This is a genomic window from Paenibacillus tyrphae (genome assembly GCF_000722545.1).
Lineage (GTDB): Bacteria > Bacillota > Bacilli > Paenibacillales > NBRC-103111 > Paenibacillus_G > Paenibacillus_G tyrfis.
This window is the reverse complement of the sequence record NZ_JNVM01000003.1, coordinates 104,998-118,487: the sequence shown is the minus strand read 5'-3', so window position 1 is coordinate 118,487 and position 13,490 is coordinate 104,998. Positions and strand designations below refer to the sequence as shown.

Here is a 13,490-nt window from a genome sequence, read left to right as displayed (position 1 = left end):
TTTCATCATTCATCTTTAGGGGAGAGGACAATACATGTCGAATCAAAAGTTGTTTAACGTCGCAGTAGTAGGCGCGACAGGTGCCGTAGGAGAACAAATCCTCCGTTTGCTGGCTGAACGGAATTTCCCCATTCAAGAGCTGAAGCTCCTGTCCTCGGCCCGGTCCGCAGGCAAGAAGCTCCAGTTCAAAGGTCGTGAACTAACGATCGAGGAAGCAACACCGGACAGCTTCAAAGGCGTGGACATTGCTCTGTTCAGCGCAGGAGGCGACGTCAGCCGGGCACTGGTTCCGGAAGCGATCAAGCATGGAACCATATGTATCGACAATACCAGCGCGTTCCGGATGGATCCGGAAACGCCGCTTGTTGTGCCTGAAGTAAATATCGACAAAGTCAGCGACCACAAAGGCGTCATTGCCAACCCGAACTGCTCCACGATTCAAATGGTGCAGACATTGAAGCCGCTTTACGACCGTTACGGCATTTCCCGCATTATCGTTTCCACTTACCAAGCGGTATCCGGCGCAGGCGCCAGTGCGATTAACGAAATGCTTCGCCAGTCTCGCGAAGTGCTGGAAGGAAACGTCGTGGAGCCGCAAATTTTGCCGGTAGGCTCTTTGCCGGTCAAGCATCAAATCGCATTCAACGCTATTCCGCAAATCGACAAATTTGTGGACAATGGCTTTACTTACGAAGAAATGAAAATGATTAACGAAACGAAAAAAATCATGGGTGACGAAACGCTGGAAGTCACCACGACTTGCGTGCGCATTCCGGTCGTTTACGGCCATTCCGAATCGGTATATGTCGAGCTTAAGCAAGATTTCGATATCGAAGAGGTGAAACGTCTGCTGGCTGATGCACCGGGGATTGTGGTGCAGGATAACGCTGCCGAGCAGCTGTATCCGCTGGCTACGGAAGCGACAGGTAAGCTGGAAACGTTCGTCGGCCGTATTCGCCGCGATCTTAGCAACCCGAGAGCCCTCAATCTGTGGATCGTATCCGACAACCTGCTTAAGGGAGCGGCTTGGAACGCCGTTCAAATTGCCGAATACATCGCGATCGAGCAGCAATAAATAAACCGAAACTGGCTTTCTGAGACACTCAGGAAGCCAGAGTTTTGCTATTAACTATGGCACATGGATAAGGGGAGAGATCACATGAGGATCTTGGTGCAAAAATTTGGAGGCACGTCTCTTTCCACAGCCGAGGCTAGAACACACGTTATTGAACACATCCAAGACGCATTAAACCAAGAATACAAAACGGTTGTTGTTGTTTCGGCTATGGGTCGCAGAGGAGAGCCTTACGCAACGGACACGCTACTGGATTGGGTTGGTCAAAATGGAAACAATTTGCCTGCGCGCGAAAGGGATATGCTGCTATGCTGCGGCGAATTCATCTCGGCCGCTACGCTGTGCAGTTTACTAAATGCTGAAGGGATTCCTGCCGTTGCTTTAACCGGCGCGCAAGCGGGAATTTTAACGAATGATGAATTTGGCAATGCCCAAATCGTCTCAATTCGGCCGGGGCGGATGCTGGAGCTGCTGGAGCAGGGCAACGTCGTCATCGTCGCCGGGTTTCAAGGCGAGACGGCCACGGGCGATTTCACGACACTCGGCCGGGGCGGCAGCGACACGTCGGCTACCGCGCTTGGAGCGGCCTTAAATGCGGAGCTCGTTGAAATCTTTACGGATGTGAGCGGTATTTTGACGGCAGATCCGAGGATCGTGGAAGACGCAAAACCGCTTTCGGTCGTCTCTTATATGGAAATCTGCAACATGGCGCATTTAGGTGCCAAGGTCATTCATCCCAGAGCGGTGGAAGTCGCTATGAATGCCGGAATTCCGGTAAGGGTGCGCTCCACGTTTTCCAAAGATAAAGGAACGCTTGTTACGCATGCCGACGCGCTTCGGAGCGAATCCGGCGACGTACAGGACCGGTTTGTGACGGGCATCGCCCACGTGGCGCATATCTCGCAAATTCGGGTAGCGCCTCAGGAAGGCAGCTACGATCTTCAGCTTAACGTGTTTAAAGCGATGGCACGGCAGCGAATCAGTGTCGATTTTATTAACGTCAACCCGTCCGGCGTTGTGTACACGGTCTTTGATCATGAAGCGGAGCGGGCAGCCGAAACGCTTCAGGGACTCGGCTATACGCCGCACATCACGCCGAACTGCGCGAAAGTATCGATCATCGGGGCCGGAATGAACGGAGTACCCGGCATCATGGCCCACATTGTCGAAGCGCTTACGGAAGAGGACATCCAAATTCTGCAATCTGCCGACTCAAATACGACCATCTGGGTGTTGGTGCAAGGCGACGACATGGTCAAAGCCGTCCGTGCGCTGCACCGCAAATTCGAGCTCCATAGATAACGCATAATGTTTTAGGAGGAGACAACACGTGGATTTTGGCACAATGATAACCGCTATGGTTACGCCGTTCGATGACAAGCTTAACATCGACTGGGCGCAATTTGAGAACGTGATGGACTACTTGATCGAGGAGCAGCAAAGCGACAGTCTCGTTATCTGCGGCACAACCGGCGAATCTCCTACGCTAACTGAAGAAGAGAAGCTCGAAAGTTTTCAAAGGGCCGTAAAGTACGCACGCGGCCGCTGCAAAATTATTGCAGGGACCGGCAGCTACGATACCGCTCATTCCATTCATTTGTCGCAAGCGGCCGAAAAGCTAGGTGTCGATGCGCTGCTTCTGGTGGCGCCGTACTACAATCGGCCTTCGCAAGAAGGATTGTATCAGCATTACAAAGCCATTGCCGAGTCGGTTAACATACCGATCATCCTTTATAACGTGCCCGGGCGGACCGGGGTCAATATCGAGCCGGAAACGACGATTCGTTTGTCGCACATTCCGAACATCGTAGCGACGAAGGATTGCACGGATACGGACCAGTTGACGCAGATCATCACCGGAGCCGCCCCGGGCTTTCTTGTCTACAGCGGCGACGATAGCGCCACGCTCCCTGCTTTGGCGGTCGGAGCGCGGGGAATCGTCAGCGTTGCGAGCCATGTGATCGGCAAAGAAATGAGAACGATGATCGACTGCTATTTGCAGGGCGAAGTAAAAGAGGCGGCAAGGCTTCATGGTCAACTGCTTCCGGTATTCCGCGGGCTGTTCTTATGCCCTCATCGCGTACCGAGCCCGGCTCCGGTCAAGCATGCGCTTAACCTGAGAGGACTGCATGTGGGTGGGGTACGCCTGCCGCTTGTGAACGTCACGGAACAAGAAAAACAATTTATCGCTTCGCTTTTTGCATAGCTTTACGACAACCGGTGCCCTGTGGCATCGGTTTTCTTGTTTTGGGAATAATACGCTTTACGCAAGGTGGATAGCCGAGTTGACCGGCTCACTTGTAAAGAGTCATTTTTTTCATGTATAATGATGTCAAGTGACTGGTGCGGTTAAAATTTGGTTTTGAATAATCATATGGAAATCGTCGTCAATTACATTGAGGAGGTTTAGTTACTTGTCCAAGAAAAATATAGACAAATTAACGATTTTTGCCCTGGGCGGCGTGGGTGAAATCGGGAAGAACATGTATGTCGTTCAATATGCGAACGATATTGTAGTCGTAGACTGCGGATTGAAATTTCCGGAGGAAGATATGCTCGGGATCGATATCGTCATTCCCGATATTTCTTACTTGACGGAAAATCGCGATAAAGTGCGCGGAATCGTCATTACACACGGCCATGAGGATCATATCGGCGGCTTGCCTTACGTTCTTAAGCACCTGAACGTTCCGGTGTATGGAACAAGGCTGACCATGGGTCTGATCGAAATGAAGCTGAAGGAAGCGAATCTGCTCGGTGAAACGAAACGGATCGTCATTACGGCCGATTCGGAATTGACGCTCGGCTGCATGACCGCGACGTTCTTTAAGACGAACCATAGTATTCCTGACTCGGTAGGGGTATGCTTAGAGACGCCGGAAGGCAACGTGGTTCATACCGGCGACTTCAAGTTCGATCAGACGCCGGTCAACGAGCAGTACGCAGATCTTCACCAGATGGCAGCGATTGGCCGCAGAGGCGTTATTGCACTGTTATCGGATAGCACGAATGCGGAGCGTCCGGGATATACCGGTTCGGAGCGCAGCGTAGGCGCGGAAATCGAAGACGTATTCCGCAAAGCGAAGCAGCGTGTCGTTATCGCGACCTTCGCCTCCAACATTCACCGGATTCAGCAGGTCATTGACGCGTGCGAATCGACCCGCCGCAAGCTGACCGTAATCGGGCGGAGCATGGTGAATGTAGTAGGTATCGCCAGCGAATTGGGCTACTTGCGTGTTCCGGATGGAATGCTGATCGAACCGGAGGAAGTGAACAAACTCGCGGCCGATCGCGTAGCCATTCTATCTACAGGGTCCCAGGGCGAGCCGATGTCGGCACTGACCCGGATGGCCCGCTCTACGCATCGCAAGATGGACATTTTGCCCGGCGACACCGTCATCATCGCCGCTACGCCGATTCCCGGAAATGAGCGGTACGTAGGGCGGACGGTGGACGAACTGATGCGCATTGGCGCGCATGTCATTTACGGGCCAGGCTCGATCACCGGGGTACACGTATCCGGACACGGCAGCCAAGAAGAATTAAAGCTGATGCTGAATATTATGCGTCCGAAATATTTTATCCCGATTCACGGGGAGTACCGGATGCTTCGCCAGCACGGGATGCTTGCCGAATCGGTCGGCATCGCGCGCGAAGATATTTTTATCGTGGATAACGGCGATACGGTGGAAATTCAGGACGGCGTTGCCCGCAAAGGGTCCAAAGTGCCGGCAGGCAACGTTCTCATCGACGGCCTCGGGGTCGGCGATGTCGGCAACATCGTGCTGCGCGACCGCAAGCTGTTGTCCCAAGACGGCATTCTGGTCGTCGTCGTAACGCTCAGCAAGCAGGATGGGACGATCCTGTCCGGTCCGGACATCATCTCCCGCGGCTTCGTATACGTACGGGAGTCGGAAGGATTGCTGGAAGAAGCGAACCGGATCGTGACGAGCACGCTCCATCGCTTAATGAACGAAAATGTCAATGAATGGGCTTCGCTCAAAACCCATGTCAAAGACGCTCTCGGCCGATTTTTATATGAGCAAACCCGAAGAAGACCGATGATTCTGCCAATCATCATGGAAGTGTAAAACTTCCCACCAGTCATACGAACTCACTTTAGGGTAAAGTGTATAAAAGCAGCTTTCGTGCAAAGACCACGTAAACCGTGGGGAAAATTCCCTTGGTTTACGCGGTCTTTTTTTCGTGCATCCATACCCGGTACCCCGCATAGTTTTGCTCGACTGCACCATACTAACAAGGACATTTCAGCTAACGGAGGGATGTTCTTCATGCAATCCAACGATAAACAAGAGCAGCAGCCGGTGCAGCCGCCGCAAGCGCCGACAACGGAAGAAGGACGCAAAAACGCAACGGTCGACGCGATTCAACAGCTGGGGCAGACAGGCGCGCCTACTACCGAATCCAACATTTTTTGCATGACCATTATCGGGCAGGTGGAGGGTCATATCGTTCTGCCGCCGCAAAACAAAACGACCAAATACGAGCATTTGATTCCGCAGCTTGTGGCCGCGGAGCAGAACGCGAAAATTGAAGGCGTGCTTATTATTTTGAATACGGTAGGCGGAGACGTGGAAGCCGGGCTGGCGATCGCCGAAATGATCGCGACGTTGTCCAAGCCGACGGTAACGCTTGTACTCGGCGGCGGACACAGCATCGGTGTTCCGATTGCCGTCTCGGCCAACCATTCGATCATCGCCGAAACCGCTACGATGACGATTCATCCGATCCGTCTGAACGGTCTGGTGATCGGCGTTCCCCAAACCTTCGAATATTTGGACAAAATGCAGGAAAGGGTCATCCGGTTCGTCACCCGGCATTCCCGGGTAGACGAGAGCAAATTTAAAGAACTAATGTTCAAAACGGGCGAGCTCACACGCGACATCGGAACGACAGTCATCGGGACGGATGCCGTCCGCTACGGACTTATCGACTCGCTGGGCGGCATTGGAGAAGCCATTCGGAAGCTCAACGCTCTGATTGACGAGCGGCGCGCCAGTAATGCAGGAGGTATGATCCAATGATTCATTATTCGATACTGCCGTTGGAAACCGTCTACGAAGGAATCGAAGAGATGAAATCGTCCACCGTCGATATTGTGATGAACGGAGTCAGGATGCAGGTTGAGCCGATCAACGCGCAGCAAGCGAAGATCGTCCGGCTGATTAGCTGCAACCCGCAGGATTTTTTGAATCCCCAATACGCTCCAGGGCGAATGATCGAATTTCAGCCGATGTTTCGGGAATCCGGCGAATAAAGGAGAACTGCGCAGTTGATCGGTGCTTCTCCCCGTTCTTCATATCCTGGAGGGGAATATATTTTCGCATTCTTCGTTTAGCTTCGCCCCAGCTTATGGTATAATGAAGGCTCGGGGGTGAGCGGCCTTGGCCAGGAAAAGGAAAAAGGGCAAGGGAATCAAAACAAATCTCAAATTTGAACTGTACGGCATCGTTACTTTGATTTTTTCGATCATCGCTTTATCCCGTGAAGGATCGGTAGCCCGTTCGTTGACCTATCTGTTTCGATTTGTGATCGGAACTTGGGATTTTCTCATTCCGCTCGTGTTTATATACGCCGGATTGTACGCGATGATGAAAAGGGAATGGCCGGTTTGGCGGACGCACCGCAAGCTCGGGGTGCTTCTGATCATCCTGTCGCTGCTGCTGATGAGCCATATCAGCCTGTTCTCGCAGCTTTACCCGAAAGGGAATTTCACGGAAGGCCAAGTGCTGTCCCAGACTTGGGCGAGCATGGTAGACGGATTGGATCCGACGGAAAAAGGAATGGCGATCCTGACCGACGGCGTCGGCGGGGGAATGATCGGGGCGGTGCTCTACTCGGTGCTGCACTTTTTGTTCAGCAACTTGGGCGCCCGACTGATTCAATACACGCTGTTCGCCGTAGGATTCATTCTTATTACGGGATTGTCGATCGGCGATATCATGAACAAAATCAGCGGGCGCAAGCCGTTTGCCGAGACACTGCTTGGCCAATACATAAAGCGTAAGCTGCTGGAGAGAAGCCGTGCGAAGACGGCGGCAGCGAGCGCGCAGCGTAAGAAGAAGCCGTCGGTCGCAGCGGTCTATGTGCCGCCGCCGGAGGATGAGTTCGACGAAGAGACATTGAAGCCGGAGCGCAAGGAACGGAAGCCGGGAAAGATGCGTACCCTGTTCTTCGAGCTGCTTAATCCGTCTGAAGCGCCGGAGAAGAACAAGACGGAAGGCCAAGCGAAAAAAGGGCAGGTGCAACCAGAAGAGGAAGATGAAAAGGTCACGGTTTATTCCGCGGCCCAGGATTCGTACGACAACGATTCCGGCTTCCCGGAGCAGAATATCCCTTACAAAGAAGAACACGAACCGGCAATCCCGGTAATCCGCGATTTTCAAGAGCAGGTTCATCAGGAAGCGGCACGAACTTCCGATAGTCCCGCTTCTGCTGAGAATGCCGCAGACCGCAAACCCGATCCGGTGGCAAATGAGCAAGAAGGTGCGGCAGGTGCGGACGATTTTGACATCAAAAATAAACCGCTCGCGGTCCCGTATGAGCTGCCTTCCTTGCAGCTGCTGGCCAAGCCCGCTTCGGGTAAAGGAAGCGACTCGCTGGATTACAAGGCGGTTGCCCGCAAGCTGGAAGCGACACTCGAAAGCTTCGGCGTACGCGCTAAGGTGCTGGAGGTCGTCCGCGGCCCTGCGGTTACCCGGTACGAAATTCAGCCGGATGTCGGGGTGAAGGTAAGTCGCATCGTCAGCTTGACGGATGATATTGCCCTCGCTCTGGCTGCGAAGGATATCCGTATGGAAGCGCCGATTCCGGGCAAGTCCGCCATCGGGATCGAGGTGCCGAATACCGAGGTATCCGTCGTTACGATGCGCGAAGTGATGGAAAGCCCTGCCTTTCAGGACGCGGCGTCCAAACTGTCGATTACGCTGGGACGCGATATTTCCGGGCAGCCGATCGTCGGCAATCTCGCACGAATGCCGCACATGCTCGTCGCAGGGGCGACCGGCTCGGGGAAATCCGTTTGTATTAACGGGATCATCACAAGCGTTCTTTATAAAGCCAAGCCCGACGAAGTCAAATTTCTGATGATCGACCCGAAGATGGTCGAGCTGAACGTTTACAACGGAATTCCGCACCTGCTGGCACCGGTTGTTACCGATCCGAAACGGGCGTCGCTTGCGCTCAAAAAAGTCGTCGTAGAAATGGAGAAGCGGTACGAGCTTTTCTCCAAAAGCGGCACGCGCAATATCGAAGGCTACAACTCGATGCTGGTAGAAACGCAAACGGGAGCACCACTGCCTTACATCGTCGTCATCGTGGACGAGTTGGCTGACCTGATGATGGTTGCGGCCAACGACGTGGAGGATGCGATCTGCCGCCTCGCCCAAATGGCGCGCGCGGCAGGCATTCACCTCATCATCGCTACGCAGCGGCCGTCGGTCGATGTCATTACCGGCGTCATCAAAGCGAACATTCCTTCGAGGATCGCTTTCGGCGTCTCCTCGCAGGTAGACTCGCGCACCATCCTTGATTCTGCAGGCGCGGAGAAGCTGCTTGGCCGCGGAGATATGCTTTACTTGCCGATGGGCGCTTCGAAGCCTGTCCGGGTCCAGGGAGCCTTCCTATCCGATCATGAGGTGGAAGCGGTCGTCGGCTTCGTCCGGACGCAGGGGCAGGCGGAATACGTGGAAGACATGGTTCCACATGTCGAAGATAAGCAAGAAGAGACGGAAACGTTTGAGGACGAATTGTACGATCAGGCGGTCCAAATTATTCTTGAAGCGAAGCAAGCGTCCGTATCCCTGCTTCAGCGCCGTATGCGCGTCGGTTATACGCGTGCCGCCCGTTTGATCGATACGATGGAAGCGCGCGGCATCGTAGGTCCGTACGAGGGCAGCAAGCCGCGTGAGGTATTGATGTCGCTTGAGCAGTATCAAATGAACCGAATGAGCTCCTGAGCGGCTTTCGGATGCGTTATCCGGGCCCAGCGATTCCCAGTTTAGGCTGAATAGAAGCTGACTCCCTTTCTCATAATAACCTTAAAAAGGTTGCCGCAACGAAGGCGGGAAAGGTGAGGTTACCAGAATGAATAAACGATTGATCATGATCACGCTTTGCCTGGTGTTTATTCTGTTCGCGGGATTTCAGCTCAAGCAGCATCTGAAGGTACAGCAGACGTTCAGCAAGAACGAAATCCGCTATGGAGCGTCCGGCACGGCCGACGTATACGAGCTCCAAGGTCGTTTGAAGCATCTCGGGTTTTATTACGGCAAGGTGGATGGCGATTTCGGCTATCAAACCTTAAAGTCGCTTAAATGGTTCCAATCCGAATTCGGATTGAATGTAGACGGCATCGCCGGGGACAAAACGAAGCTAAAGCTGTGGGAAGCAACGAAAGCATGGAAGGCTAAAGCCGAAGAGCTGCCTCCTTGGGTAACCGGCGCCGGACAAGGGCAAGCCGCCCCAGGCGGACCCGCGCCCGAGAGCACTGCGCCGCCGGCGAACGCAGGCATCCCGCGTTCCAACCGGCTCGGTCTTTCCGAGCAGGACCTGACCCTAATGGCCAATGCAGTACACGGCGAAGCACGCGGGGAGCCGTATATCGGCCAAGTCGCCGTTGCTGCGGTTATTCTCAATCGCGTCAAATCGCCAAGCTTTCCGAATACGGTCTCGGGCGTCATTTTCCAGCCTGGAGCGTTTACGGCCGTAGCGGACGGACAAATATGGCTGACACCGAACGAAACGTCCCGCAAGGCGGTTCAAGAGGCGCTGGCCGGGTCGGACCCTTCCGGCGGCTGCATTTATTATTTCAATCCGGTGACGGCCACGTCCAAGTGGATCTGGTCCCGTCCGCAAGTCAAGCAAATTGGCAAACATATTTTCTGCAAATAATGCATGTAGTAGAAGTAACCATCTTCACGGTTGCTTCTTCTGTTTATAGAGGAATATAATGGAATATACCCGGGAAGACGGAAGTGAAGCCATGATGATGAGAGGAGTTGTTTCGTCTTTGAAGCAAATACAATTCGAGCGGGGAACGGTGCAGGGCGTGCGTGTGCATGTGCTGCCGACGGAGCAGTTCAAAACTTATGCATTATCGGTCTATGTGGGCAGTCCGCTTCAAGAGGATACGGTTACGCCTAACGCGCTTATTCCTTTTGTGCTGCGGCGCGGCAGCAAGGCCTACCCGGAAACGAAGCAGTTCCGCGAGAAGCTGGACGATTTGTACGGGGCCGGATTCGGGTTCGACGTGTACAAGCGCGGGGATTACCAGATGCTTCAATTCCGTATGGATGTCATTCAGGACGATTTCGTTTCCAGTCCTCAGCCGCTGCTTGATCAAGCCATTCGATTTTTAGGCGAGGCGATTACGCAGCCAGCGATGGAAGGCGGAACCTTGATCCGCAAATATATCGACTCCGAGAAAACGACGCTGCAGAAACGGTTGGAATCCATCGTTAACGACAAAATCCGCTACGCTGCGGAACGGTGCATCGCCGAAATGTGCAGCAGCGAACCTTACCGGCTCCATCCGCTCGGTTCCATTGACCGCATCCCTTCGATCGAAGCGGAGGCTTTGACCGAACGGTACGAAGCCTTGCTGCGGCAGTCGCCGATTGATATTTATGTGGTAGGCAATACGAATCTGGAGCAGGTGCAGCCGTTGATCGAGCGCTATTTTGCTGCCAGGGGCGAGCGTACTCCGGATTATTCGCTCAGAGCTGAGCATCGCAGCGTCGGTCAAGTGAAGGAAGTCGTCGAGCGTCTGGATGTTAATCAAGGTAAGCTCAATATGGGGCTTCGCGTGCGTACCTCGTATGCGGACGATTCGTACCCGTCGGCGCTGCTATATAACGGAATCTTGGGCGGATATCCGCATTCCAAGTTGTTCACCAACGTCCGCGAAAAGGCGAGCTTGGCCTATTACGCCTCTTCCCGCTTGGACGGGCACAAAGGCATTCTGACGATCCAATCAGGTATTGAAATCGCAAATTACGAGAAAGCCGTCTCGATTATTAAGGAACAGCTGAAAGCGATGGAAGAAGGGCAGATCAACGACACGGAGCTGCAGCAGACGAAAGCGATGATTACGGGACATTTGCGCGAGTTGCAGGACTCGGCCTTCGAATTGATCGCTTTCGATTTCAACAACCGTCTGTCTGGCGCCGACCGTACGGTTCCGGCGCTAATTGAAGCGGTGGAGCAAACGGATAAAGAGGAGATCCGCCGTATGGCCCGCCAGGTGCATCTGGATACGATTTATTTTTTACGCGACAACAAAGGGGGGCAATAAATGCGTACGATCCCTTATCCGCATGTGAAGGAAACGCTGTACGCCGAAGAGCTTCCGAACGGTCTGAGTGTCTTTATCTTGCCGAAGGAAGGCTTCCAGAAAACGTATGCCACCTTTACGACAAAATACGGTTCGATCGATAACGATTTTCAGGTCGAAGGCGAAGCGCGGCGCAAAGTGCCCGACGGCATCGCGCATTTTTTAGAGCACAAAATGTTCGAGGAGCCGACAGGGGACATCTTTTCCGTGTTCGCTGCCCAAGGGGCTTCCGCCAATGCGTTCACAAGCTTCGACCGTACAGCTTATTTATTTTCCGCGACCGAACACATCGAGGACAACTTATCGACGCTGCTTAACTTTGTGCAAAATCCGTATTTTACGGATGCAAACGTCGAGAAGGAGAAGGGCATCATCGGCCAGGAGATCAACATGTACCGGGACAATGCGGACTGGCGGGCGTATTTCGGACTGATCGAAACGATGTACCATAAGCATCCGGTTCATATCGATATCGCCGGAACGATCGAATCCATCGGTGAAATTACGAAAGAAATGCTGTACGAGTGCTACCATACGTTTTATCATCCGAGCAATATGAGCTTGTTTGTCGTAGGCGGGGTCAATCCGCAGAAAATTATGGAACTCGTCAAACGGAACCAAGCGGGGAAAACGTTCAAGCCGCAGGGAACGATCAACCGTTATTTTGAAGCCGAGCCGCACCAGGTGAGGGATGCGCGCAAAGTGACCGTGCTGCCGGTCTCGCTGCCCAAGTGCTTGTTCGGCTGCAAGGAGCCGGGCCAGCCTTTGCGGGGGCGCGAGCTGCTGAAGCGGGAGCTGACCATGAAGGTGCTGCTTGACGTGCTGGTAAGCCCCAGCTCGGCCATTTACCAAAAGCTGTACGACGAGCAGCTGATTTCTGACAGCTTCGGCTCCGAGTACAATATTGCCGAAAATTATGCGTTCACCGTGATCGGCGGAGATACGAAGGACCCCGAGCGTTTGATCGGCCGCGTGCAGGAAGAAATCGACCGGGTTAAAGCGGCCGGCATTGCCTCAGCCGATTTCGAGCGCAGCAAGAAGAAAAAAATCGGCGCTTTCCTGCGCCAGCTCAATTCGCCTGAAGCGATCGCCAATGAGTTTACGAAGTACCGGTTTAAGGGCATCGATTTATTCGATATTCTGCCGGTGTATGAAGAGCTGACTCTGGAGGATGTCAACGAGCGGCTGCGCGCGCATTTCGATTGGAGCCGTCTGGCGGCCTCCATTGTGACAAGTGAAGCGAATGGAACCTAGTCATTGCAAGCCGTTTCCGGAGCAAACGGTGCTCGTTACGGGGGCGAGCCGCGGGATTGGCGCCGCGATCGCCTGCCGTTTCGCTTCGGTGGGCATGAATGTGATCATTCATTATTTGAATTCGCACGAAGGGGCGAATGAAACGGCCCGCAGCTGCATGAAGCTGGGGAGCCGCGTGTTAACGGTAACGGCAGACCTGCGGTCGAGGGAGCAGATCGAGCGAATGCAGGAGAAGCTGACGCAGCACGACCTTGTTCCGGATATTTTGGTCAACAATGCGGGCATTTCGCATTACGGCCTGTTCTCCGATCTGGAGGAGACCCAGTGGGACGAAATCATGGATATTAACTTGAAGGGCGCGTTTCTGATGACGCGTCAATTTATGCCAGCGATGATCCGTCAGAAGTACGGCAGAATCATCAATGTGTCCTCGATTTGGGGCATCTCCGGCGCTTCCTGCGAGGTCGCCTATTCGACCGCCAAGGGCGGGATCAATGCTTTTACGAAGGCGTTGGCGAAGGAGCTTGCACCGTCCGGGGTCACCGTGAATGCTGTCGCTCCCGGCGCGGTCGATACGTTGATGATGGCAGGCTTTGACGAGCGGGAGAAAGAGATGATCGAGAACGATATTCCCGTCGGCCGCTTCGGTAAACCTGATGAGATCGCGTCGCTCGTTTATTTCCTTGCACTTCCTGAATCCGGCTACATCACAGGTCAAATCATCAGTCCCAACGGGGGCTGGCTGACCTGACGGCCCGTATAAATCCTTACCGAAATGCAAACATTAACGTCGTAACGACATTCATT

Annotated in this window: 11 protein-coding genes; all 11 read left to right on the top strand. The window is 53.7% G+C overall.

Annotation, left to right across the window (positions count from 1 at the left end; all coding sequences use genetic code 11):
* The first annotated feature begins 34 nt into the window (after positions 1-34).
* The 11 genes from ET33_RS03075 to ymfI all read left to right on the top strand — a co-directional run bounded on the left by ET33_RS03075 (position 35) and on the right by ymfI (position 13,434).
* The gene (locus tag ET33_RS03075; RefSeq protein ID WP_036676317.1) at positions 35-1,075 is read left to right on the top strand and encodes an aspartate-semialdehyde dehydrogenase; all 1,041 of its coding nucleotides are present in this window, start codon (positions 35-37) and stop codon (positions 1,073-1,075) included.
* Between the two features lie 84 nt (positions 1,076-1,159).
* Complete coding sequence (dapG, locus tag ET33_RS03070) at positions 1,160-2,377, top strand: aspartate kinase (protein ID WP_036676315.1); 1,218 nt, start codon at positions 1,160-1,162, stop codon at positions 2,375-2,377.
* Between the two features lie 28 nt (positions 2,378-2,405).
* On the top strand, positions 2,406-3,281 hold the full coding sequence (gene dapA / locus ET33_RS03065; RefSeq protein WP_036676313.1) for a 4-hydroxy-tetrahydrodipicolinate synthase: 876 nt from the start codon (positions 2,406-2,408) through the stop codon (positions 3,279-3,281).
* 208 nt (positions 3,282-3,489) lie between these two features.
* Positions 3,490-5,166: a ribonuclease J gene (locus ET33_RS03060; protein ID WP_036676311.1), complete on the top strand. Its 1,677-nt coding sequence runs from the start codon at positions 3,490-3,492 to the stop codon at positions 5,164-5,166.
* A gap of 201 nt (positions 5,167-5,367) precedes the next feature.
* Positions 5,368-6,120 carry a ClpP family protease gene (locus tag ET33_RS03055; protein WP_036676309.1) on the top strand — a complete coding sequence of 251 codons (753 nt, stop codon included), beginning with the start codon at positions 5,368-5,370 and terminating at the stop codon, positions 6,118-6,120.
* A complete protein-coding gene (locus tag ET33_RS03050; protein ID WP_036676306.1) occupies positions 6,117-6,353 on the top strand; it encodes a YlzJ-like family protein in 237 nt (78 codons plus the stop codon). Before ET33_RS03055 ends, ET33_RS03050 begins: the two co-directional genes overlap by 4 nt.
* Before the next feature lie 127 nt (positions 6,354-6,480).
* On the top strand, positions 6,481-9,054 hold the full coding sequence (locus ET33_RS03045; protein WP_036676300.1) for an FtsK/SpoIIIE family DNA translocase: 2,574 nt from the start codon (positions 6,481-6,483) through the stop codon (positions 9,052-9,054).
* A 127-nt stretch (positions 9,055-9,181) separates the two neighbouring features.
* On the top strand, positions 9,182-9,988 hold the full coding sequence (gene sleB / locus ET33_RS03040; RefSeq protein WP_036676296.1) for a spore cortex-lytic enzyme: 807 nt from the start codon (positions 9,182-9,184) through the stop codon (positions 9,986-9,988).
* Between the two features lie 97 nt (positions 9,989-10,085).
* Positions 10,086-11,390 (top strand): EF-P 5-aminopentanol modification-associated protein YfmF, encoded by a 1,305-nt coding sequence (gene yfmF / locus ET33_RS03035; RefSeq protein WP_036676552.1) that lies wholly within the window; start codon positions 10,086-10,088, stop codon positions 11,388-11,390.
* Positions 11,391-12,683, top strand: coding sequence for an EF-P 5-aminopentanol modification-associated protein YfmH (gene yfmH, locus ET33_RS03030; protein ID WP_036676293.1), 1,293 nt, complete (start codon positions 11,391-11,393; stop codon positions 12,681-12,683).
* Positions 12,673-13,434, top strand: a complete 762-nt coding sequence (ymfI, locus tag ET33_RS03025; protein WP_036676290.1) for an elongation factor P 5-aminopentanone reductase — start codon at positions 12,673-12,675, stop codon at positions 13,432-13,434. Before yfmH ends, ymfI begins: the two co-directional genes overlap by 11 nt.
* Positions 13,435-13,490 lie beyond the last annotated feature (56 nt).

Bases quoted from the DNA above. Each gene is read 5' to 3' on its own strand.
- ET33_RS03075 (WP_036676317.1), top strand. From the start codon at position 35: ATGTCGAATCAAAAGTTGTTTAACGTCGCAGTAGTAGGCGCGACAGGT.
- yfmH (WP_036676293.1), top strand. From the start codon at position 11,391: ATGCGTACGATCCCTTATCCGCATGTGAAGGAAACGCTGTACGCCGAA.
- dapG (WP_036676315.1), top strand. From the start codon at position 1,160: ATGAGGATCTTGGTGCAAAAATTTGGAGGCACGTCTCTTTCCACAGCC.
- ET33_RS03055 (WP_036676309.1), top strand. From the start codon at position 5,368: ATGCAATCCAACGATAAACAAGAGCAGCAGCCGGTGCAGCCGCCGCAA.
- ymfI (WP_036676290.1), top strand. From the start codon at position 12,673: ATGGAACCTAGTCATTGCAAGCCGTTTCCGGAGCAAACGGTGCTCGTT.
- yfmF (WP_036676552.1), top strand. From the start codon at position 10,086: ATGAGAGGAGTTGTTTCGTCTTTGAAGCAAATACAATTCGAGCGGGGA.
- ET33_RS03050 (WP_036676306.1), top strand. From the start codon at position 6,117: ATGATTCATTATTCGATACTGCCGTTGGAAACCGTCTACGAAGGAATC.
- sleB (WP_036676296.1), top strand. From the start codon at position 9,182: ATGAATAAACGATTGATCATGATCACGCTTTGCCTGGTGTTTATTCTG.